This window comes from Streptomyces sp. AM8-1-1 (genome assembly GCF_032229325.1).
Lineage (GTDB): Bacteria > Actinomycetota > Actinomycetes > Streptomycetales > Streptomycetaceae > Streptomyces > Streptomyces achmelvichensis.
Genome location: NZ_CP135086.1, coordinates 3,554,206 through 3,576,872 on the forward strand (window position 1 = coordinate 3,554,206; position 22,667 = coordinate 3,576,872).

The 22,667-nt window shown below is 71.0% G+C and carries 18 protein-coding genes; 3 read left to right on the plus strand and 15 right to left on the minus strand.

The window, feature by feature from the left end; translation table 11 throughout:
* Window positions 1–13: 13 nt before the first annotated feature.
* From RPQ07_RS16005 to RPQ07_RS16030, 6 genes are all read right to left on the minus strand, one after another.
* Entirely contained in the window at window positions 14–1,069 is a 1,056-nt protein-coding gene (locus RPQ07_RS16005) for a cytochrome d ubiquinol oxidase subunit II (RefSeq protein WP_313944820.1), read from the minus strand.
* The gene (locus RPQ07_RS16010) at window positions 1,066–2,544 is read right to left on the minus strand and encodes a cytochrome ubiquinol oxidase subunit I (RefSeq protein WP_313944821.1); all 1,479 of its coding nucleotides are present in this window, start codon (window positions 2,542–2,544) and stop codon (window positions 1,066–1,068) included. The genes RPQ07_RS16005 and RPQ07_RS16010 overlap by 4 nt, the downstream gene beginning before the upstream one ends.
* 33 nt (window positions 2,545–2,577) lie before the next feature.
* Window positions 2,578–3,417 (minus strand): SDR family oxidoreductase, encoded by an 840-nt coding sequence (locus tag RPQ07_RS16015; protein ID WP_313944822.1) that lies wholly within the window; start codon window positions 3,415–3,417, stop codon window positions 2,578–2,580.
* A gap of 150 nt (window positions 3,418–3,567) precedes the next feature.
* Window positions 3,568–5,148, minus strand: a complete 1,581-nt coding sequence (locus RPQ07_RS16020; protein WP_313944823.1) for a GMC family oxidoreductase — start codon at window positions 5,146–5,148, stop codon at window positions 3,568–3,570.
* Between the two features lie 171 nt (window positions 5,149–5,319).
* On the minus strand, window positions 5,320–6,228 hold the full coding sequence (locus RPQ07_RS16025) for a cyclase family protein (protein WP_313948912.1): 909 nt from the start codon (window positions 6,226–6,228) through the stop codon (window positions 5,320–5,322).
* Between the two features lie 29 nt (window positions 6,229–6,257).
* Window positions 6,258–7,181, minus strand: a complete 924-nt coding sequence (locus RPQ07_RS16030; protein ID WP_313944824.1) for an aldose 1-epimerase family protein — start codon at window positions 7,179–7,181, stop codon at window positions 6,258–6,260.
* A gap of 239 nt (window positions 7,182–7,420) precedes the next feature.
* Between RPQ07_RS16030 and RPQ07_RS16035 the strand changes: the two genes are divergently transcribed.
* Window positions 7,421–9,052 (plus strand): alpha/beta hydrolase, encoded by a 1,632-nt coding sequence (locus tag RPQ07_RS16035; RefSeq protein ID WP_313944825.1) that lies wholly within the window; start codon window positions 7,421–7,423, stop codon window positions 9,050–9,052.
* A gap of 48 nt (window positions 9,053–9,100) precedes the next feature.
* Window positions 9,101–10,306, plus strand: coding sequence for an AI-2E family transporter (locus RPQ07_RS16040; RefSeq protein ID WP_413777837.1), 1,206 nt, complete (start codon window positions 9,101–9,103; stop codon window positions 10,304–10,306).
* A 10-nt stretch (window positions 10,307–10,316) separates the two neighbouring features.
* On the opposite strand, the gene msrA is transcribed toward RPQ07_RS16040, so the two are convergent.
* The 4 genes from msrA to RPQ07_RS16060 all read right to left on the minus strand — a co-directional run bounded on the left by msrA (window position 10,317) and on the right by RPQ07_RS16060 (window position 12,686).
* Window positions 10,317–10,829 carry a peptide-methionine (S)-S-oxide reductase MsrA gene (gene msrA / locus RPQ07_RS16045; protein WP_313944826.1) on the minus strand — a complete coding sequence of 171 codons (513 nt, stop codon included), beginning with the start codon at window positions 10,827–10,829 and terminating at the stop codon, window positions 10,317–10,319.
* Between the two features lie 167 nt (window positions 10,830–10,996).
* A complete protein-coding gene (locus tag RPQ07_RS16050) occupies window positions 10,997–11,461 on the minus strand; it encodes a hypothetical protein (protein ID WP_313944827.1) in 465 nt (154 codons plus the stop codon).
* A gap of 138 nt (window positions 11,462–11,599) precedes the next feature.
* Window positions 11,600–12,196: a GOLPH3/VPS74 family protein gene (locus RPQ07_RS16055; RefSeq protein ID WP_313944828.1), complete on the minus strand. Its 597-nt coding sequence runs from the start codon at window positions 12,194–12,196 to the stop codon at window positions 11,600–11,602.
* A 25-nt stretch (window positions 12,197–12,221) separates the two neighbouring features.
* Entirely contained in the window at window positions 12,222–12,686 is a 465-nt protein-coding gene (locus RPQ07_RS16060) for a VOC family protein (RefSeq protein ID WP_313944829.1), read from the minus strand.
* Window positions 12,687–13,078: 392 nt separating this feature from the next.
* On the opposite strand from RPQ07_RS16060, the gene RPQ07_RS16065 reads away from it, so the two are divergent.
* Window positions 13,079–16,417: a S8 family peptidase gene (locus RPQ07_RS16065; protein WP_313944830.1), complete on the plus strand. Its 3,339-nt coding sequence runs from the start codon at window positions 13,079–13,081 to the stop codon at window positions 16,415–16,417.
* A 166-nt stretch (window positions 16,418–16,583) separates the two neighbouring features.
* Here RPQ07_RS16065 and RPQ07_RS16070 read toward each other — a convergent pair whose 3' ends face one another.
* The 5 genes from RPQ07_RS16070 to RPQ07_RS16090 all read right to left on the minus strand — a co-directional run bounded on the left by RPQ07_RS16070 (window position 16,584) and on the right by RPQ07_RS16090 (window position 22,602).
* Entirely contained in the window at window positions 16,584–17,423 is an 840-nt protein-coding gene (locus RPQ07_RS16070) for an alpha/beta hydrolase (RefSeq protein WP_313944831.1), read from the minus strand.
* Between the two features lie 279 nt (window positions 17,424–17,702).
* Entirely contained in the window at window positions 17,703–18,653 is a 951-nt protein-coding gene (locus tag RPQ07_RS16075; RefSeq protein WP_313944832.1) for an alpha/beta hydrolase, read from the minus strand.
* A gap of 146 nt (window positions 18,654–18,799) precedes the next feature.
* Window positions 18,800–20,110: a cation:proton antiporter gene (locus RPQ07_RS16080; protein WP_313948913.1), complete on the minus strand. Its 1,311-nt coding sequence runs from the start codon at window positions 20,108–20,110 to the stop codon at window positions 18,800–18,802.
* A 161-nt stretch (window positions 20,111–20,271) separates the two neighbouring features.
* Window positions 20,272–20,541 (minus strand): hypothetical protein, encoded by a 270-nt coding sequence (locus RPQ07_RS16085; protein ID WP_313944833.1) that lies wholly within the window; start codon window positions 20,539–20,541, stop codon window positions 20,272–20,274.
* A gap of 129 nt (window positions 20,542–20,670) precedes the next feature.
* A complete protein-coding gene (locus RPQ07_RS16090; protein WP_313944834.1) occupies window positions 20,671–22,602 on the minus strand; it encodes an ABC transporter permease in 1,932 nt (643 codons plus the stop codon).
* Window positions 22,603–22,667 lie beyond the last annotated feature (65 nt).

A 22,667-nucleotide genomic window follows, 5' to 3' on the forward strand; every position in this document is an offset into this window, starting at 1 on the left:
CCGTGGCAGCGGGTCAGTTGCTCCCGGACGGGCTGTCGCCGCCCGCGCCGCCCTGCCTCAGGTCGGTGTCGCTGAGTTCTTCGAGTTCGCCGTGGGTGTCGAGCCAGTACAGAAGGCCGACGGCCGGGAAGACAATCACCACGGCCACCAGCGTGACGACCGCCAGCCAGGTCAGGGTCGAGGGCGCACCCGCGCCGTCCGCCACGGTCAGCGAGGTCGGGACGAGGTAGGGGCGCTGGGCCATGCCCCAGGCGATCACGGCGGAGGCAACGACGCAGACGGCCGTGACGCGGGCCCAGTTGCCGGGTGTCCGCAGCAGCAGCCAGGCGGTCGCGAGTGCGGCCACGGTGGCCAGGACGACGAAGAACAGACCGACGCCGTGGGTGAGTCCGTGCCACACATGGGGAGCGTCGTCGTGGGTGACGAACAGCGTGATCACGGCCAGCACCGCGAGCACGGCCAGCGCTGCGAGCGCGCGACGGCGGAAGTAGCCGACGAGGTCGGGCGCGTCGAAACGGCGTGCGTCCCCGGCGAGGAACACCGCGCCGAGGAGCGCCGTGGTCGCGACGGCGAGCAGCCCGAACAGCACCGAGGTGGGGTTGGCCCAGACGTCCGCCGTGGCCGGGGTACCGGGCGCCGCCCGGCCCGAGGCGACACCGCCGACGGCGGCGCCGAGGAAGAACGGCGTCACGAGCGACGCCACGGCGAACACCGCTCCGTACAGCCGCCGTCCGGCGAGCCGACGGGCGGGCTTGCGGAACGCGAAGCCCGCCCCGCGCAGGACCATGCCCACGGCCGCCAGGGCCAGCGGGAGCCACATGGCGGAGAACACGGTCTGGAAGAGCGTGGGGAAACCGGTCCAGGTGATGACGAGGATGAAGACCAGCCAGACGTTGTTGACCTCCCACACGGGGGCCATGGCGTGGTCGATGAGCCACCGGGGCCGCTTGCCGCGCTCGGCGCCCCCGGCGGTCAGGTCCCAGAAGCCGGCGCCGTAGTCGGTGCCGCCCGCGCAGGTGTACGCGGCCACCGCGAGCAGCAGCACCACGGCGATGAGATCGGCGCTCACGGACGGCCGCCTTCCGACGGGGTCTCCGGGCCCGCTGCGGGGGCGTCGCCCGCGGGAACGGGCGCCCGCGGCCCGTACGGGGTGTCCGCCTCGGGCGGCGGCGCCGGGGTCCCCGCCGCCCGCTGTTCGTCCGCGAGCCGCCAGCGCGTGCGCATCCGGAGCAGGATCGCGAGGAACGAGCCGAAGATGAACACGTACACCACGATCACCAGAGCGAGCATGATCCACAGGGTGGTGGAGCGGGTCGAGGTGACGGCCTCGGCGACCCTCATGTTCTGGTAGACGATCCAGGGCTGGCGTCCCACCTCGGTGGCGATCCAGCCGCATTCGACGGCGACGACGGACGCGACGCCCGCACAGGCAGCGCTGCGGTAGAACCACTTCGACTCGGGAAGGCGGCGGTGCCGCAGCCAGACGAGCCCGTACCAGAGGGCGAGCAGCACCAGCACCGACCCGATGACCACCATCAGGTCGAAGGCCCAGTGCGCGATGGTCGCCTGAGTGGCCGTCGGCCGCTGGTCGGCCGGGACCGAGGTCAGCCCCACCACGGTGGTGTTCGGGCTGAATCCGGCCAGGAGGGAGTCGAGCAGCGGGATCTTGATGCCGCCCGAGACGGAACCGTCGGGATGCAGGCGGCCGAAGAGGTACTCCGGAACCCGGGTGTCGGTCTTCCAGACGATCTCCAGGGCCGCGAACTTCACCGGCTGCTTGTGGAACACCGACCGGGCGATGGAGTCGCCCAGAATGAACTGCACGGGAGTGGCCACCGCGGCAATGGTGAAGGGAACGGCGAATCCGAGCCGGTGGTAGTGGTCCCGGCGGCCTCGCAGCCAGCCGACGGCGTAGACGCCCGCCACCACATAGCCCGCGGTGATCAGCATCGCCACGACGAAGTGCCAGTACTGCGGCCCGAACATCGGCGTGAAGATCGCCTTCCAGACGTCCACGTCGACCGGGTTGCCCTCGCTGTCGAGGGAGAAGCCCTGCGGGGTGTTCATCCAGGAGTTGGCGGCGAGGATGCCGAACGCCCCGAGCAGCGCGGTGGCCGGCAGCGGGAGCCCGAGGAGGAAGTGGGTCCGCGGCTTCAGCCGCCGCCATCCGTAGAGATAGATGGCGATGAGCACGGCTTCCAGGAAGAACGCCCATGCCTCGATGCCGAAGCCGATCCCGAAGACGTCCCCCCACCGGCCCATGAGCCCCGGCCAGAGCAGGCCGAACTCGAAGGACAGCACGGTGCCGGTGACCACACCGACGGCGAACTGGACCGCCATGACGGCCGACCAGCGCCGTGCCAGCAGAAGGGCGGTCGCATCCCCCCGGCGCAGTCCGCGGTAGTGCATCACCAGGGTGATGAAGGGGAGCGCCACTCCCATGGGCACCAGGATGATGTGGGAGGCGAGGGTGAACGCCATGAGTTCCCGGGCGGGCAGCAGTTGGGCCGGGGCATCCGCCAGCAGGTGGAACGAGGTGTGCATGAACGCCTTCCCTGTTCGTGACGTGCGGGAAGGTCAGCCGCCGGTGGCGAAGCCGGGGAAGAGGGTCATGCCGCCGTCGACGTAGAGGGTCGTCCCGACCACGTAGTCCATGAGGTCGGAGGCGAGGCCGACGACGGCGTGGGCGATGTCCTGGGGCTCGCCGATCCGGTCGTACGGGATGAGCTTCAGCAGCTCCTCGCGGGCCTCGGCCGTCTCCCAGGCGTCGCGGTTGATCGGGGTCTGGATGGCGCCGGGGGCGACCGCGTTCACCCGGATCTTCTCCGGGGCCAGTTCCTGGGCCAGGGTCGCCATCATCATCTGCACGCCACCCTTGGAGGAGGCGTAGTTGACGTGGCCCGCCCAGGGGATGATCTGGTGCACCGAGCTCATACAGATGATCTTGCCGGCGGACCGGGAGACCTCGGGGACGACCCCGCGGCGCCGGAACTCCCTGGTCGCCTCCCGGGCGCACAGGAACTGGCCGGTGAGGTTGACGTCGAGCACCTTCTGCCACTGCGCCAGGGTCATGTCGGTGAACCGCGCGTCCCGCTGCAGACCGGCGTTGGCGACCAGGATGTCGATCGTCCCGAACTCCTCGACCATGCGGTCCGTCATGGCGACGACCTGGTCCTCCTGGGAGACGTCCGCCGCGTAGGCGGCCGCGCGGACCCCGAACGAGGTGATCTCGTCGACCACTTCCTGCGCGGCGTCGGCGCCGGTCACATAGTTCACGACCACATCCGCGCCGGCCCGGCCGAGCCCGATGGCCGTGGCCTTCCCGATGCCCGAATTGGCGCCCGTGACCAGTGCCTTCTGGCCCTTGAGCAGACGCGGTGGAATGACACCCTGAGGTGCGCCCTCGCTGGAACCCATGATGCCCTGCCTCCTCGCTGCGGCGCCCCGGTCCACCCGGCTGGGGCGGGGCCACGCAATCACCGGCGGCGGCGGGAGGTGTGTCCGGCGAGCGGGGGTTGCTCCGCCTGGCGGAGCATCTTCGCCCAGGCGGCCCAATGCCGCCGCCCGTCAGCCCAGCCGCTCCACGAGGTGGTCACCGACCCGCAGGGCATTGGCGATGGCCGTCAGCGACGGGTTCACCGCACCGATGCTCGGGAAGAAGCTCGTGTCGACGACATAGAGGTTGTCGAGGTCGTGGGCCTTGCAGTTGAGGTCCAGGGCGGAGGCGGCCGGGTCGGTGCCGAAGCGCACGGTGCCCGCCTGGTGCGCGGTGGCGCCGATCGGCATGCCCTTGTGGAGATAGATGCTGTGGGACAGCAGCTTGTGTTCGTGCATGCCCAAGTGGCCCAGCATTCCCTGGAGTTTGTGCCGCAGCCGCTTCAGGCCCTCCATGTTGTTCGTCTCGTCGAGAGCCAGCCGGATACGGGCGTCGCCGTCCAGGGTGACCCGGTTGCCGGGCAGCGGGAGGTCCTCACCGCACAGCCAGAAGTCGACGGCGTGGTGCGCCAGGACCTCGAACGGCATGTCGGGAGCCACGGCACCCGCCCACTTCGGGGCCTCGCCGTGGATCTGCTCGGCGTCCGACTTGCCGAGCATCTGGATGCCGCCGAGCGGGAAGTCCCAGTCGTCGGCGCCGAAGTACCAGTCGTGCAGGGCAAGGGTCTTCTGGAACTGAGTGTCGTTGGGTTCTTTCGAAACGGCCATCAGCGCCTGGTTGTTGTGCCGCATGTAGTAACGGCCGACCACGTCGGAGCTGTTGGCGAGGCCCGCGGGATGACGGTCGTCGGCCGAGGCCAGCAGCAGGGCGGCGGAGTTGACCGCGCCGCAGGAGACGACCACGACATCCGCCGTGAGGCGGACCTCCGACCCGTCGGCGAGCCGGCCGACGACCGACTTCACGCTGCGTCCGGTCGCGTCGGTCTCCAGCCGCACCACATGGGTGTTGGTGATCATCTCGACATTGGGGTGGCGCAGCGCCGGCTCCACACAGATCACCTCGGCGTCGGACTTGCCGCGCACCAGACACGGGAAACCGTCCACCCGGTTGCACCGGATGCAGACACTCGCGTGCGTGGCCCTGCCGTTGCCGTCCTGGCTGAGGTTGACACCGATGGGGAGGTGGAACGGATGCAGGCCCCGCTTCTGCAGGTCGTCACTCAACTGCTGGATGCGCGGCTCGTGTTCCACCGGCGGATGGGCGTACTGGGCGCTCGCCACCCCTTCCGTCGGATCCTCCCCGTGCTGCCCGTGCACGAGGTAGAGGTGCTCGGCCTCGGTGTAGTACGGCTCCAGTTCCTCGTACCGGATCGGCCAGGCGGGCGAGAGGCCGCCGTGGTGCCGGATCTCGCCGAAGTCCTCGGGCCGCAGCCGGAACAGCGCGGCGCCGTAGAACTTGGTGTTCCCTCCGACGTAGTAGTTGACCTCGGGCGGGAATTCGTTGCCGTGCTGGTCCAGCCAGAACTCCGGGGCCCGGTACTTGCCCTTCACGAACACGGCGGTGGAGTCCCAGTTGTCCCGTTCACGCGGCAGGTAGTCGCCGCGCTCGACGAGGAGGACCCGCTTGCCGGAGGGGGCGAGCCGGTGGGCGAGGGTGCCGCCGCCGGCGCCGGTGCCGATGATGATGACGTCGTAGTGGGGGAAGTCGCCCACAGCGACCACCGTCCTTGCGCTCGGGGCCCTGCCCTGGCGCCGCCAGGACCTGTCACTCCGCGCTGCGGAGACCTGCTGCCCCACCCGTGAGACCTGTCGCCCCGCCCCTTCGAACGTATCCGCCCTCCGGGTGGACGGCGACCGGACGCCGGTCCGCCGGCCCCGCCCCGGTCACAGCACGGCGATCGGGTTCACGGGCGAGCCCGTGGCCCCCGGCACCCGCAGCGGCGCGACCGTGCACAGAAAGTCCCAGCGGCCCGCGTCCGCGCAGGCCGGGGCCAGCTCCTCGAACTGGAGGTAGTCCATCAGGTGCACGCCCATGGCGTGGATGGCCAGTACATGCACCGGGAAGGCGACGTCCGCCACCAGGCTGGGCGCGGTGTCGTTGTTGCCGTCCCCGCCGAGGACCGCGACCTGCCGCTCGGCCAGGAACGCCACGGCATCCGGGTGCAGTCCTGCCCGCTCCCGTGCCACGTCCCACGGGCCGAGTTCGTCGCGGCGCCGGCGGTGCCCCACGCGCACGAACAGCAGATCACCGGGAGAGACCCGGACCCCCTGCGCGGCCTCGGCCGCCGTCAGATCGTCCGGGGTCACCCAGTCACCGGGCTCCAGCCAGGGCACGCCGCGCAGCCGGGGGATGTCCAGCAGGACCCCACGGCCGACGATGCCCTCCGCGACCAGGTCCACGGAGAGCGCACGGGCCCCCTCGGCCGTCACGGTGCTCGCGGGGACCCGGTCGTACAGCTCGCCGTCGTACAGGACGTGGCAGAGGGCGTCGAGATGGCTGGTCGCGTCCCCGTGGACGTTCATGGCGATGCGGTCCAGGGCGAAGTGCAGCCCCTCGGCATGGGTCTCACCGGCAGCGGGCGCCAGCATCCGGTGTTCCGCCGGTTCGGGGTTGTCCGGGGCGGGGTGGGTGTCCACCGGGGCGGCCAGCGACACCGTACGGCCGATCCGCACCCGCGCTGCGGCCGCCACGACCCGTTCGGGAGTCAGATGGCGCAGCGCCCCGCGGGGATCCGCCGTCCGCGTCCCGTCCCGCAGCCGCGTGTACAGCGACCGGAACGCGTCGTCGCTCATCCGCTCCCCGGCCGCCGGCGAAGGTGAGGTCATCCGGTCCCCCAAGGGCTCAGGCCCCACCGCAGCACATGACCGTCCCCCGGCTCCAGGACGGTGAGATCGGTGCCGCTGCGGAAGGCGTCCGCCGGACAGGACATGGCCTCCACGGCGATGCCGCGGCGCCGGTGGGGCTCGTCGAGCGTGTCACCCGTGTAGATCTGCACGTACCGTGTGCCGTCGCCGAGCCAGAGGTCGACACCGTGCCGCCCGGTGGGGTGCGCGAGCCGTACGACGGCACGGCCCGACGCGTCGCGCTCCAGCCCGGCGAAGGCGGTGTCCAGCTGGGCGCCGCCGATCGGGCGGGCGGTGCGGAAGTCGTACTCCGTGCCGTCGACGTCTTCCCGGCCGACGGGCAGCCCGTTGTCGTCGGTGCGCAGCCGGTACCGGGCGGGGACCGTCAGCAGGGCGTCGTCCACCCGGTCGGTGCCGACCGTCAGATACGGATGCTGCCCCACGCCGTAGGGCGCGGGGACATGGCCCGTGTTGGTGGCGGAGACGGTGGTTTCGAGTCCCTCGGGCCCGAGCCGGTACTCGGCGACGACGTCCAGCCGGAAGGGGTATCCCGGTTGGGGAAAGACGGTCGTCCCGGCCGTCACCACATCCTCGCCGTGGACGAGCAGCCGCCACGGGCTCCAGCGGAGCAGGCCGTGGATCGCGTTGTGCTTCTCCGGTTCGGTGAGCGGCAGTTGGAGGTCGTCGCCGGCGAAGCGGTAGCGCCCGCCCCCCACCCGGTTGGGCCAGGGGACGAGGATCTGGCCCCGTCCGCCGCTGATCGGCTCGTCCGCGCCGAAGCCGTCCAGCACCGGTCTGCCGTCCACCTCGTAGTGGCGCAGCGCCGCACCCAGCTGGACCACCACGGCACGCCGGCCGTCCCGGCATATCTCCCACTGTTCGCCTGTCGGGCCGGACGACATGGGCGGCTCCTCAGCTCGTACGACGCGGCCGGTGTCCGCTCCCCGCGATCTCCGGTCGTTCCAATCTCCGCCCCCGCGTCCCGCCGCGCACGTCGGAGCCGGGAGCCGGGGCTCCCCCGGGCCGTACCGCGTTCGGGTGCGCAACGGGTGCTGCCCTGCCCCGGGCGATGGTGAGGTGAGTCCAGACCAGGGGACCACCGGCGACGGCGGCCCGGCACATGGACGGCGGAGGAGATCTGATGCCAGGCCCGATATCCGGCCGGCGAAGGCGCGCCGCGTGGTGCGTCGCGATGCTGCTGCCGTGTGTACTCCTGACCACCGGTGCCACCGCACCGCCGACCGTTCGTGGTGGGGGCTCCGGGGCAGCGGCACCGACATGGCGGCCGTGCGAGGAAGAGGCACAGCGGGGATTCGAGTGCGCGACGCTGGACGTTCCGCTCGACTACGACCGTCCGGTCGGAGAGAGCATCGATCTCGCTCTGATCCGGCGCCGAGCCACCGGCCCTTCCGAGAGGCTCGGGTCGCTGTTCTTCAACCCCGGCGGCCCCGGCGGAGCCGGCACCCATGCCCTGCCGGCCTGGTACGAACGGTACTTCCCGGCCGAGCTGCGCGAGCGTTTCGACATCGTCAGCTGGGATCCCCGCGGTGTGGGCCGCAGCACCGCGGTGCGCTGCTTCGGCAGCGCGGAGGAGGCGACCGCCTGGTGGGCGCGGCAGCCGGCGGGGTTCCCGGTGGGGGAGAAAGAACGACAGGCCTGGTTCGCCGGGAGGGCCGAGCTGGCCAAGGGCTGCGAGCAACGGGCCGCGAAGCTGCTGCCGTATGTCTCCACCCCTGACAGCGCCCGCGACCTGGACCGGCTGCGCCAGGCGGTGGGGGACGAACAGCTCAGCTACTGGGGCATCTCGTACGGCACGTTTCTCGGTGCCGTCTACGCGAACCTCTTCCCCGACAAGGTGGGCGGCCTGCTCCTGGACGGCAACGTCGACCCCCTCGGCTACGCGGACGGAGCCATGACCGCACCAGCGCGGCTGACCACCGCGTTGCGCATGGGCTCGGATCTGGGGTCGGCCGCGACACTGGATCAGTTCCTCGACCTGTGCGGTCGAGGCCCGGCATCACGCTGCGCGTTCTCCGCCGGCAGCCCGGGTGCCACCCGCACCAAACTGACCACCTTGATGGAACGGCTCCGACGCCAACCGGTCGGTGACTGGACCTACGCCAAGACCGTGGACACCGTGCGGTCCTCGCTCTACTTCGTCACGCCGGGGTGGACCGACGCGGCCGAGACACTGCAGACGCTGTGGCAGGGACGCGCTCCGAGCCTGCCGGCGCCCCCTGAGAGCACGGCCTACCCGGGCTTCGAGCAGGAGGCCGCCGTCGTCTGCTCCGAGAGCCCCAACCCCCGTGTCCTCAGCCGCTATGCCGAACTCGACGCGTTCAGCGCGGCACGCGCGGGTGACCTCGGCCGCCGCTGGGTGTGGGACTACGAGTGGTGCGGCCAGTGGCCGACGACAGCGGCCCACCGCTACATCGGTCCGTGGAACCGCCCCACCGCGCACCCGATTCTGGTCGTCAATCCCACCTACGACCCGGCCACGTCCTATCGGGCCGCCGAGGTCATGGCCCGCGAACTGGCCGACGCCCGCCTGCTGACCCTCCAGGGGTACGGCCACACCGCCCTGGTCAATCCCAGCACCTGCGTGAACCGGTACGCCGTGCGCTACTTCACCACCGGCGCGCTGCCGCCCGCCGGCACCACCTGCCAACAGGACACCCCGCCGTTCGGCCCGGCCGAGTCGACCAAGCCGACCATGCCGACCGGTGGCATCGCCGCGGGCGGGGGTGGACTCGCCGAGGCGCGCATCCGCTGAACGCTGGACGACGGAGGGAGAGGTACGGACGTGGGACGTGAGGAATGGTTGAAGCGCCTCCGCGCCAAGGGGCAGAGAGCGGCCCAACCACCGCCTCGGGAACGGGCTGTCGACGCTCCTGAGCCGGGCTCCCCCGTACCTGCCGCCCGTCACCGACCGCCACCGGCCACGGCGGTCCCGTGGGGCGTTCGCGTCGCCGCGGAAGCCGGATGGCGCCTCCTCGTCATCGCGGCCACGCTCTGGGTGCTGGTGCAGGCCATCAGCGCCGTGCGCGTGCTCGTGCTCGCCTTCGTGGCATCGCTCCTCATCACCGCGCTGCTCCAGTCCACCGTGGCCCGTCTCCACCGGCACGGAGTGTCGCAAGGGCTGGCCACCGCCATCACGGCACTCCTCGGCTTCGCCCTGCTGGGGCTCGTCGGATGGTTCGTCGTCTGGCAGGTCATGACCAATCTGGCCGAGCTCTCGAGCCGCCTCCAGGACGGTATCGAGGACGCCAAACGCTGGCTGCTGAACAGCCCCTTCCACGTCACGGAAGCGCAGATCGACGACCTCACCCGGATGCTGAGGGACGGAATCGGCTCCAGCAGGGAACAACTGGCCGATGCCGGCCTCCAGGGTGTGACCGTCGTCCTGGAACTGCTCACCGGTTCCCTGCTGGCCCTGTTCTCCACGCTGTTCCTGCTCTACGACGGGCCGCGCATCTGGAGATGGAGCCTCAAGTTCGCCCCAGCTCCCGCCCGCCCCGCACTCGCCGGCGCCGGTCCCCGTGCGTGGGACACCCTCACCGCGTACGTCCACGGCACACTCATCGTCGCCTTCATCGACGCCGTCTGCATCGGCCTGGGCATCTACATCCTCGGTGTCCCCCTGGCCGTGCCCCTCGCCGTCGTCGTCTTCGCCGGCGCGTTCATCCCCCTGGTGGGCGCGGTCGTCTCGGGACTGCTGGCCGTCGTCGTCGCCTTCGTCGCCAACGGCGTGTTCACCGCGCTGCTGGTCCTGATCATCGTGCTCGGCGTGCAGCAGCTCGAGGGACACATCCTCCAGCCGTTCATCCTCGGCCGGGCGGTCCGCGTGCATCCGCTGGCGGTCATCTTCTCGGTGACCGCAGGAGGGCTGGTGGCCGGCATCGGGGGCGCTGTCGTCGCCGTACCTCTGGTCGCGGTGGCCAACACCGTGGCCGGCTACCTGCTGAACCGGCCGGCCGAGCCGCAGCCCGGAACGGCCGGCCCGGGGCGTCGGGCTGACGGACCCTGAGGGCCGTCCCTCAGATCTCCGCGCGCTTCGGCAGCTGCCAGTTCGGCCGCGGGAAGTGGCAGGTGTAGCCCTCGGGGTACTTCTGGAGATAGTCCTGGTGCTCCGGTTCGGCCTCCCAGAATGCACCGGCCGGCGCGACCTCGGTGACCACCTTGCCGGGCCACAGGCCGGAAGCCTCGACATCGGCGATGGTGTCTTCGGCGACACGCTTCTGCTCGTCGTCGACGTAGAAGATGGCGGAGCGGTAGTCCGCGCCTATGTCGCCGCCCTGCCGGTTCTTCGTGGTCGGGTCGTGAATCTGGAAGAAGTACTCGAGGATCGTGCGGTAGTCGGTCACCGCGGGGTCGAAGACGATCTCGATCGCCTCGGCGTGGTTCCCGTGGTTGCGGTACGTGGCATCAGGGGTGTCGCCACCGCTGTATCCCACGCGTGTGGTGACGACACCGGGGAGCGTCCGGATCAGATCCTGCATGCCCCAGAAGCATCCGCCCGCCAGCAGCGCCTTCTGTTGGTCGTTGGTCATGGCCTGTCTCCTCCGCTTCGATCGAACCGCAGGTCACGCCTCTGGGATGGGGGCGAGCCGCTCCTCCAGCATGCATCAGCGGGAACCCGTATCAAAAGGAGCCTTCTGCCCTGATCAGCATGAGGAGATGGCGGATCCTCGGGCCCCGGCCGTGCGGGCTGCGATGCTCACGGCCGCCGGTCCCACGCGGCCACCAGGCCGTAGGTGACGAGGCCGTAGACGAGGTGCGGCACCACGTCAGAGGTCCAGTCGGCGGCCGACCAGGTACGGGGGTCGCTGATCCCGAAGGCGGCGAGGGGCACGTCGGACGCGGCCATCGCCAGGACACCGGTGAGCGCGCCGCCCAGCCAGACGGGCAGCCGGGCCCCGGACCGGTGGGCCAGCGCAACGGCGGCGCCGGTGCCCGCTCCCACGGCGATCCCGGCGATCGCCGCGAGACCGGAGAGCCGGTTGCCCTTGTCGTCGGATTCCGGGAGCGGAATCCCCGCCCGGGTGGTGACGGTGTCCACGAGGGTTTCCGGGACACTGCTGGCGGGCCTGCCCCGCAGAGCCATGTCGGCATAGCCCATGGCATTCAACGCGGTGGTCCCCGCGGCCCCCGCCGCGCAGCCGCGCACAATGGTTCGGATCATGCTCCACGCAGTCCCCGCCGCTGCCGCGGCCAAACAGCCGCAGGCACCGGACCACTCGGATCACGGACGATGTACGGCCGTCCGGACGGGCCGTCCGGCCTTCGCCCGCCGACGGCCCTCAGAGCGGAGCACGGTCCCTCAGAAGCCACGCCAGACGTTGTCGAAGGCGGCCTGCTCGATGCCCCGCTTCTGCCGCTCGCCCTCCAGCTCCAACAGTGCGTCGTTGACAGCGCCGAGCACCATCGCCACGGCGTAGTCCTCGATCTCCGACGGTTCCGCGCCCCCGTGCTGGATCCCGAGACTTTCCGCCAGGCTGCGGAGGACCGGCTCGCCGGATTCCCAGCGCTCCATCGCCCCCCGGCGCAACGGCGAATCGACCAGGACCCTCTGCCCGCCGCGGAAGGGCCGGCTGCCCTGCCGCACGACCAGCCCGTCGGCCTCGAAGGCGGCCATGTACGCCTCGGTCAGAGAGTCACCTCTGCGCCACAGCCAGTCGCCGACCAACTCGTAGGGCTCGTCCATCATGAGGACGGCTGCGGCCTCCACCAGGAGCGGATCCGCCGGCAGCGGCAGATGCCCTGGCACGATACGACCGGCGTCCAAGCGGATGGTCGGTGTCTTCAGCAGCTCGATCAACTCGGCTCCGGCGAGCGCGAGCGACAGGTCACCTGGTCCGACGTCGCGGGTGCCCTCGACGTCCATGGCGACGATCAGCAGATCCCGCGGGGTGGTCATGAAGCCTCACGTCCGAAGCGGCGGATCATCCGAGGCGGCCGGGAAGGCGGGTCGTGATCTCTTGCAGCATCCAGCTGTTGCCGTCGGGATCACTGAAGAACGCCCTCGTGACGTAGCTGCCGCCATCGGGGTCACGGCCCGGGACCGGGCCGCCCGGGGTGACATGGAAGATCTCGCCCACGTCGATACCGTCGGCGACCAGCGCCTCCCGTGCCGCTTCGATGTCCGAGACGACCAGGAAACCGCCGGCCGAACCGGGCGCTGCCGTCGTCAGGCCCTCGCCGAACACCACCGAGCACCCGGAGCCGGGAGGGGTGAACTGCTCCACTCCGGGCGGCGTGTTGTCGTCTCGCCTCCACCCGAGGCGGAGATAGAACTCCGTGGCGCGCGCGAGATCCGACACCGGGACAAGGATCACTTCGAGCATCATGTCGATGCCCTGGGCACGTGAGACCCTGCCGGCTTCGCTGGACACATCCGCCGTACTCATCGCAGCCTCCTTGCGTCGTGTCAGGCCGTACCTGCTGTCACGCGCCCGTATCAGCCTGCCCTGCTTCGGCCGGAGACACTGTTGCGCTGGGAGAGGTGAAGGCGGAGCGCGTCCACCACGACGTGGCTCGTACTGGGTTTCGCCTGTGGGTGCTGCGGCCGGGTTCCCGCAGGTCAGGAAGGCTCGGCCGACGTGCCGCGTAGCGCGGCTTCACTCGATCAGACTAATGCCGCCGTCGGCGCACGTCATGTCGGTCGTCCCGCTCCGACCGCGTTCCGGCGCGCCTCTCCCTCCCCTCTTCCGATGTGCGAGCGGCGCAGGCAACCGAACCCCTCCCCCGTGCGTAGTACCGGAGAACGCGTTGGCATGCACACGAGGGTGGGGGAACACGAGTGGGATCCACAGCACGCGCGAGAACGGCGGCACTGGCCGCCGTGGTGGCCGGGGCGCTGGTCACGGGGGCCGTTTCGGCGGGCGGGCAGACGGCGCAGGCCGCCGGCTCCGACGCACACGAGGGGACGAAAGCCCCGGCGAAGGCGAAGCCACCGGCCACGGTCACGCTGATCAGCGGCGACCGCGTGGACGTCGGGCCGGACGGAAAGGTGGTTCGGCTCGTGCGCGGCAAGGGCCGTGAGGGGATCGGCTTCTCGGTGCGGCGCGCGGACGGGCACACGTACGTCGTCCCGCAGGACGCCCTGCGCCTGGTCGCCGACGGCGTGCTCGACCGGCGGCTGTTCGACGTCGCGCAGTTGGCCGGGGACGGATACGACGACGCGCACCGGACCACGCTGCCGCTGATCGTCGGCTACCGGCAGGACGGCGACGGAGCAAGGGCCGGCGCCGGTGACCCGTTCGCGGGCGTGGCCGTCCGGGAACGGCGTGCACTGCCCGCGGTCGGCGGCGAGGCCTTCGAGACGCCCAAGTCCGGTGCGCCGGCGCTGTGGGCGGCCGTCACCGGCCGCTCCGCGGCCCGTACGTCAGGCGGTTCGGCCGCGCGGCCCGTCACCCATGTGTGGCTGGACGCGAAGGTCCGGGGCTCCCTGGCCGAGAGCGTGCCGCACATCGGTGCGCCCGCCATGTGGAAGTCGGGCTGGACCGGCAAGGGCGTCAAGGTGGCGGTCCTGGACAGCGGCGTGGACCAGACCCACCCGGATCTCCAGGGCGTCGAGGTGGCACAGAAGAACTTCACCGAGTCCCCCGTCAACGACGACCGCTACGGGCACGGCACGCATGTGGCCTCCACCATCGCCGGAAGCGGGGCGAAGTCCGGCGGCCGCAACAAGGGCGTGGCTCCCGACGCGAAGCTGCTGGACGGCAAGGTCCTGGGCGATGACGGCTTCGGCGACATCTCCGGCATCGTCGCCGGCATGCAGTGGGCCGTCGACCAGGGCGCGCAGGTCGTCAACATGAGCCTGGGCTCCCCGGACACCCCGGGCGTGGACCCGATGGAGGCGGCCATCGCCCGGCTCTCCGGCAAGGCCCTGTTCGTGGTGGCCGCGGGCAACTCGGGCGAAGGGCGCCGCACGATCTGGTCGCCCGGCAGCGCGCCAACGGCGCTCACCGTCGGCGCCGTGGACAAGCAGGACCAGCTTGCCGACTTCTCCAGCCGCGGTCCGAACCTCGACGGCACGCCCAAGCCGGACATCACCGGCCCCGGCGTGGACATCACCGCGGCCCTGACCACCCAGAGCGAGGAGCCCTCGGGCGAGGACTACATCTCGCAGTCCGGCACGTCGATGGCCTCCCCGCACGTCGCGGGCGCCGCCGCCCTGGTGCTCCAGCAGCACCCGGGCTGGACCGGACCACGGCTGAAGTCGCTCCTGACCGGCTCCGCCAAGCCCAACCCGGTGCTGAACGCCTACCAGCAGGGCGCCGGCCGGGTGGACCTGGAGCGCGCCGCCACCGCCGCCGTCGTCTCCGAGCCCGGCTCCCTGGACTTCGGCCTGCACGCCTGGCCGCACGCCGACGACAAGCCGGTTTCCAAGACCGTCACCTACCGCAACCACGGCGCCCAGGCGGTCACTCTGCGGCTGAGCGTCTCCGGGGTCGACCCGTCGGGCGGCCCCGCGCCGGCCGGCATGTTCACCGTCAAGGACGCCCAGCTCACCGTTCCGGCCGGCGGCACCGCGACGACCACCGTCACCGTCGACACCCGCAAGGGCACCGCCGACGGCGTCTTCGGCGGGACCGTGCTGGCATCGGGAGACGGCCAGCAGGTACGCACCGGTCTGGTGGCCGAGCGGGAGGTGGAGTCGTACGACGTCACCGTGCGGCACATCGATGCCGACGGCGCGAACCCGGCCACGTACATGACGACGATCAACCCGGTCGACGGACGCGGCGAGTTCGTGGAACTGCCGTACAGCGCGAACGGCACGGTGGTCCAGCGGCTGCCCAAGGGCAGGTACCAGCTATCGAGCCTGGTCTTCGCCAAGGACAACGAACTGGGCTTCTTCGTCCAGCCGGTGCTGAACGTGACCGGCAAGGTCGCGGTCACTCTCGACTCCCGCAAGGCGAAGCCGTTCGCCGTGAAGGCCATGGACCCTGCCGCGAAGCTCGTCACCTCCATCGTCGGTTACTACGACCAGGCCGTCGGCGTGGGCAACTCCTGGTCCACCAACGGGGTACCGCCGATCCGCACCGCCGCCCTCGGCCCGGAATCCCCGACGATGCGGGCCCAGTTCAACGGCGTGTGGAAGACGCCCGGCAAGAACGTCGACCACCGGCTCGCCTTCAACCGCAAGGGGAGCTTCTTCACCGGCCTGACCCGCAACCTCACCCGGGCCGATGTCGCCGAGGTGAAGCTCGGCTTCGGCGCCTCCGTCACCGGGGCCAAGGGCCAGGTCCACATCACGCCGCTGGACGAACTCGGGACGAGCATCGGCATCGCGGAACCGCAGGAGCAGAAGCTGCCGCAGGCCACCACGCACTACCTGAGCGCGGCCGGCGTGCGCTGGGCCTGGACGGCCACCCAGCTCAACGCCCGCAGCGAGCCGCGCATGATCTACTCGAAGCCGGCGGTGGCCTACAAGCCGGGCTCCAGCCACACGCTGAACTTCAACACCGGTGTGGTCGGCCCCGATCTCGCGGCGGGAACTCCGGGGGAGCAGGGCGCCGAGCGGACCGGCGACTACATCGGCGCCAGGATCCCACTGTTCAACGACGGCCACGGCAACCTGGGTTCATCGACCGTCACCAGTGGCTCCGCGAAGCTGGAATCCGGCGGACGGGTCCTCGCCGAGGGCCCGGCCACGGACTGGCTGGGCGCCGACGTTCCCGCCGCCTCCGCCCCGTACCGCCTGACGGTCGAGGCGAGCCGCTCCACCGAGGACACGTCCACCAGCACGAAGGTGGCAGGGGTGTGGACGTTCACCTCGGCCCGGCCGGCGGCGGACAGGACGGTCGAACTGCCGCTGTCGACCGTGCGGTTCACACCGATGCTGAGCCTCAGCGGAACGGCTCGGGCGGGCAGCGCGCTCGCGGTGCCGCTGAAGCTGAGCGGCGCGGCCGCCGCGGCCGGGCAGGTCGCCGCGCTGACCGTGAAGGTCTCCTTCGACGGCGGCCTGACCTGGAAGGCGCTCACCGTGACGACCGATGCGAAGGGGGCACGCTCGGTGATCGTGAAGCACCCGGCGGCCGCCAAGGCCGTGTCCTTCCAGGTGGACCTGAAGGACAAGGGCGGCAACACCGTGCGCGAGACGATCACGAACGCCTACCGCCTCGCTCCGTGAGGTGACCCGGCGACCGTGACCGATGTGACCGATGCCCGGCGCCGGTCACCCTCCTGCCGTGGAGGGAGGCCGGTGCCGGGCGTGCGGGCGCCGTGGGCCGGCAACTGTGCACGACGGCGGGGCGGCGCCTTCGCCGCCCCGCCGTGCTGGGGTGCCAGGGTGCCGGTCAGCGGACCGTCCGCGCCGCCTTCTCGATGACGTCGGTGACGGCCTGCGGGTGGGAGACGCTCACGGCGTGGGAGGACTTGATCTCCTTGATGTGGGCGTCGGCGCGCTCGGCCATGAAGACCTGGGCCTCCCGAGGGATGATCCGGTCGTTGGTGCCCACGAGAGCCCAGGAGGGGATGTCCTTCCAGGCAGGCTCACCGGACGGCTCGTTGAGAGCCGTGCCGGTCCCGGGGCGCTGGGTGACCGCCATCAGAGCGGCCTTCTCCGCGGGGACGTCCGCCCCGAACGCCTGGGGGAACGCGGACTGGTCGATGGAGAGATCGACGTCCTTGGAGCCGTCGGCGTTGGTGATCGGGACGGGTCGCAGAACCTTGGCGATGACACTGCCCTCGAACTTGCTCGCCAGCGCATTGGCGCTCTCGCCCTTGTCGGGGAGGAAGGCGTCGGCGTACACCAGTGCCTTGACCTTGTCGGAGCCGTGGGCGGCGTTGGTGATGACCGCACCACCGTAGGAGTGCCCGACGAGAACCACCGGCCCCTTGATGGTGGCCAGCAGACTCTTGACGGAGGCGGCGTCGCCGCTGAGGCTGCGCAGCGGGTTGGCCGCGGCCACCACCGGGTAGCCGTCCTTCTTCAGCTCGCTGATGACGCCGTTCCAGCTGGAGGAGTCGGCGAACGCGCCATGGACGAGCACGACGGTCGGCTTGCCCCGGGAAGCGGTGCTCTCGCCGGCGCTCGCCGGACCGACCGACGCGGCCAGGAGCGCGGAGGCGACGGTCGCGGTGGCCAGGAGGGTGAGGGGGGTACGGGCATGCCGAAGGCGCGAGTGACGGTACATGAGGGGGCCCTTTCGAGGCGCAGGGGTTCAGCCATGTCCGGACAGGTGGGCATGGCCGCAGTACGGCAGGTGCTGCCGCAGGTCATGGGGGGCCGGGCCGCGAGCGGCAAGCGGGATCGTGTCCAAGGCTTGCCGGGAGCGGGCTACGGCCGGGGATCGGCCCGGTGAACCGATCGGACTCGACGGTCCGTGCGCGGGTGGCCCCTGCGCACGGATGCCGAGGTGGTGCACGCATTCAGTGCTGCTGGTCCTTCAAGAGCAACTGAGAGCGCGACAACCTCAGTTGCCGTGCAGGGCGGCGCGCAGGGTGTGGACGGCGCGCTCCATCGCAGCAGTGGTGGCCTGCGTGGGACGCAGAGGGTTGACCATCATGAAGTCGTGCAGGGTGCCGTTGATGCGAACGCTCGTGGTGGGCACGCCGGCCTGGGTCAGCTTGCGGGCGTACGCTTCGCCCTCGTCCCGCAGCACGTCGTTCTCGTCGACGATGACGAGCGCCGGCGGCAGGCCCTCCAGCTCTTCCAGGCTCGCCCGCAGCGGCGAGGCGGTGATCTCCGCCCGCTGGGCGGGGTCGGTGGTGTAGCAGTCCCAGAACCAGGCCATGGCCTTCGCGGTGAGGAAGGGGCCGTCGGCGAACTCCCGGTAGCTTTCGGTGTCCTGGGCCGCGTCGGTGACGGGGTAGTACAGCGACTGGTGCACGAAGGTCACGTCACCGCGCTGCTTGGCCATGAGGGTCAGCGCCGCGGCCATGTTGCCGCCGACGGAATCGCCGGCCACCGCAAGCCGGGAAGCGTCCAGGCCTTCCTCGGCGCCCCGCGCGGTGATCCACTGGGCGGCCGCGTACGCCTGCTCGATGGCGACCGGGTAGGTGGCCTCCGGGGAGCGGTCGTACTCGACGAACACGACGGCGGCGTTCGCCCCGACGGCGAGCTCGCGCACCAGACGGTCATGGGTGCCGGCGTTGCCGAGGACCCAGCCGCCGCCGTGGACGTAGAGGACGGCCGGCAGCGGGCGCCGGGAGCCGACGGGCTTGACGATGCGTACCCGCACATCACCCACGCCGGCGGGAACAGTGATCCACTTCTCCTCCACGTCCGGCTTCTCCACCGGCGCCGCCTGCAGGTCGTCCAGGACCTTGCGGGCACCTTCCGGTCCGAGTTCGTAGAGGAACGGCGGCTTGGCCGTCGCGTCCGCGAACTCCTGAGCTGCGGGTTCCAGAACGGGCTTGGTCATCGTCGCACTCCTTGCGTCGGCGGGCTCCTGCCTGCTTTCACCCCTATGACAAGAAGCATGTGAAATGTGTGACACATGCCGAGGTGAACCTTTTCGGTTCGGCGGAGAACTCAGACCGCGGTGGCGATGTGCGGAGCCCGCCCGGCTCAGCGCAGACGCCGCGGGTCGATGTGCTGCTTCACCGTGGATTCGGCGGCGCCCTGGGCTTCGCGCACATCGGGGGAAGCGGTCCTCGCGGCGTCGTACCAGTTCCCGTAACGGTCGGCGAAGTACGGGGCCGACATCCCGTGCAGCAGAACGCTGAGCCCGATGGTGACCGCGACCACCCGGCCCAGCAGTTCGACTCCGGGCACGTGGTCCTCGACGAGGAGGAGCCCGAAGACCACGGAGGCCAGGCCGCGCGGCCCGAACCAGCCGATGTAGCCGACGGTGGGCAGCCGCATACCGGTACCGGCCAGCGCGAGAGCCACCGGAACCATCCTGACCACCGTCAGGCTGAGCACGGCGTAGGTGATGATCTGCCAGTTCAGATGCTCCAGCGCCGGGCCGAGAAGGACCGCACCGAAGACCAGGAAGCTCAGGTTCCCCAGCAGTCCGCTCACGTACTCGGTCAGATCGGCGGGCCGCTCCTTCGCGGGATCCCCTCCAGCCGGCTCGCCCCTGCGCAGTGCCACGCCGAACGCGAAGCCACCCGTCCAGGTGGCGATGAAGCCGCTTCCGTCCAGGGCCGTCGCCACGCTGTACGCGCAGAACGCCACTGCCAGGACGACCACCTGCTGCCATTCACCCGTCGCCCAGCCGCGGGCCCGCGCGTGGGTCAGCAGTCGCCCGCCGAGCCCGCCGAGGGCCAGGCCCACCAGGGTGCTCACCACCAGTGCCCGCCAGAACACGCCGGCCGCGCCCTCCTCGGAGGCGACCGTGCCGGGGACGGCGGCGAGGAACAGGAGGAAGAACGGCAGCACCAGGCCGTCGTTCAGACCGCTCTCGACGTTGAGCCCGTGGCGCACCAGCGGTGGGACACGGGGGCTGGAGGCGGCCGCCTTGCCGAGCGCCGCATCGGTGGGGGCGAGGATCGCGCCGAGCAGCGCGAACTCCCAGACGGTCAGGCCCGGAAACAGGGGCCACGCCAGCAGCCACCCCGCGGCGATGCTCAACGGCAGGCCGATGGCCAGCAGACGCAGGGGCAGGAAGCCTTCCGAGCGCAGGTGCCGTCGCCGTACGGTCATCGCGTCGGTGAACAGCACGAGAGCCAGGGCGGCCTCGGTCAACGTCAGCACGGGCCCCGCGTCGTGACCCAGGTCGAGAACGTCCATCCCGACCGGCCCGATGAGCACACCGAAGCCCGTGAACACCATCGGAGCCGACACCGGCGTCGAGGCGAGGCGGCGTGAGAAGAGCGCATAGCCGACGGTGACGGCCGCAACCGCGGCTCCGGTCCATGCGCCGCCACCGCTCATGCCGTCCACGCTTCCTGTCGCAACCCGCGACAGTGTGGCGCGAGGCCGGATCCCGGGTACGGCACCGACACGCGTAAGCGACGGATCGGTCACAGGAGAGGGCGGACCTGCCGAGCAGCGGGACAACCCACCGCCCTCCGGCCAGTCCCTGGATCCCGGTGTCAGCGCTCGGGTGGCCGGCGGTCGGCAAGGAACGCGACCAGAACTCCCACGAGAACCGCCCACGCCAGAGCGCCGTAGCCGGAACTGCGCCAACCGAGGAGACCGAGCATGACTGCCGCCACGGCGCCCGTGGTGACAGCTTGGGTGTTGGTGACGAAGGCCCACTGGATGCGCGCGCTTCCGGGTTTCCGCAGTTCGGCGACTGCCGTCCTGATCACCAGCACCGCGAAGACGATGCCGACGGTCAGCAAGGAGACCGAGTCGTTCATCGTGCCCCCTGGACAGTGTGTCGAGAACCGCCGCGAGCCTGGGCCGGCTCCTCGCTAGCAGTCGGATTCCACAGTCTCATGACGGGAGAGGGAAAGGTCGTCGCCCGCCCCGCGCGCGACGGGATCTGCTCAGAGGGCCACCACGGTCGCTTCGGTCGCCTTGACGCTCGTCCACACGGGCGTTCCGTCGGCGAGGCCGAGTTCGGCGACGGCCTGCGGGGTGATCTCGGCGACGAGATCGGGAGCCTGCTCCGACGTGACGAGGACGCGCAGCCGGCTTCCGCTGGTGGTGATCTCCCGTACGGTGCCGGGCCACACGTTGCGGGGGCTGCCGGTGGGCTTGTCGCGGTGTACGGAGACCGCTTCCGGGGCGATGATCGCGAGGGCGTCGGTGCCGGCCGGCAGCGGGTCCGCGACGATGAGCGTGCCGCCGTCGGCGAGTTGGATGCCTTCCGCGGTGGCGGTTCCGGGCCATGCGTTGCGGCCGAGCATGCGGGCCACCCAGGGCGAGCGGGGGTGCCGGGTGACATCGGTGGGCGGGGCGTCCTGCAGAGCACGTCCGTCGTCGAGGACGAGGACCCGGTCGGCGAGCGCGACGGCTTCGACGGGGTCGTGGGTGACGATCAGGCACACGCCTCCGAAGCCGTCGAGATGACGGCGGAGGGTGTGCCGGACCTGGGAGCGGGTGGTCTGGTCGAGGGCGGCGAGCGGTTCGTCGAGCAGGAGGAGTCTGGGGCGTGCGGCCAGCGCCCGCGCGAGGGCGACTCGTTGGGCCTGACCGCCGGAGACCTGAGCCGGTCTGCGATGGGCGAGATGCCCGACACCGAGCCGGTCGAGCCACTCCTGCGCTCTGCGACGGGCTTCGGCGCGCGGGACACCGTGGGCGCGGAGTCCGTACGCGGTGTTGGCCAGCGCGCTCATGTGCGGGAAAAGGGCGCCGTCCTGCGGTACCCAGGCCACGCCACGGCGGTGCGGGGGAAGCGCGGTGACGTCGGTGTCGCCGAGACGGAGGTCGGCGTGGGCTCGTGGGGTGAGCCCGAGCAGAGCGCGCAGGAGGGTCGTCTTGCCGGCACCGTTGGGTCCGACGACGGCGATGGTGGTGCCGGGCTCGGCGTCCAGCGTGAGCCGGTTGAAGCCCGTGACCTGCGCGTGCAGGGCCCACCGTTCGTCCGGAGCCGGCGTCTCCCCGGGCGCTTCCTTCACCGGCAACGGGTCGTCGGTGACGTCCGCGGGACGAGCGTCTCGGGCGCTGTCCCTGGGCGTGCCGGTCCAGCGGCCTCGGAGGGCGACGAGCACGGCCATGGCGATGGCGAGCAGCAGAAGCGAGACGGACGTCGCTGCCTCCGGATCGTCCTGGAGCAGCAGATAGACCTGGAGCGGGAGCGTCTGGGTGGTACCGGGCAGATTGCCGGCGAAGGTGATGGTGGCGCCGAACTCTCCGAGCGCCCGTGCCCAGGTGAGGGCGGCCCCGGCGAGGAGTCCGGGCGCGACCATGGGCATGGTGACGGTGAAGAAGACGCGGATCGGAGAGGCGCCCAGCGAGGCGGCGGTCTCCTCGTACCGCGGCCTCAGCCCGCCCAGCGCGCCTTCCAGGCTGATCACGAGGAACGGCATCGCCACGAAGGTGGCGGCGAGCACCGCGCCCGAGGTGTGGAAGGGCAGCGTGATCCCGAAGGTGTCCTCCAGCCACGGCCCGAGCAATCCGCGCCGCCCGAAGGCGAGAAGCAGGGCAACGCCTCCCACGGTCGGCGGCAGCACCATGGGCAGCAGCACCAGCGAGCGCACCAGCGCCTTGCCCCGGAGGGGCACGCGGGCGAGCAGCCACGCCAGGGGCACTCCGAGCAGCAAGGACAGCCCGAGTGCGCAGAAGGACACGAGCAACGAAAGCCGCAGCGCCTGAGTCGTTCCCGGGCTCGTCAGATGACTGCCGAGTTCCGACCACTGTGTCCGTACGAGGATCCCGACGAGGGGAAGCAGCAGGAACACAACGGCGAGCAGCGCGGGAAGTACGAGCGCGAAGGGTGTGCGGGTGCCGGGCAGGCGCCGTGGGTGACTGTTCATCGAGGGCCCCAGGGGTGGGGGGTTCATGGGTGCGGGCTGCCCGGCCCCCCGAACCGGGCAGCCCG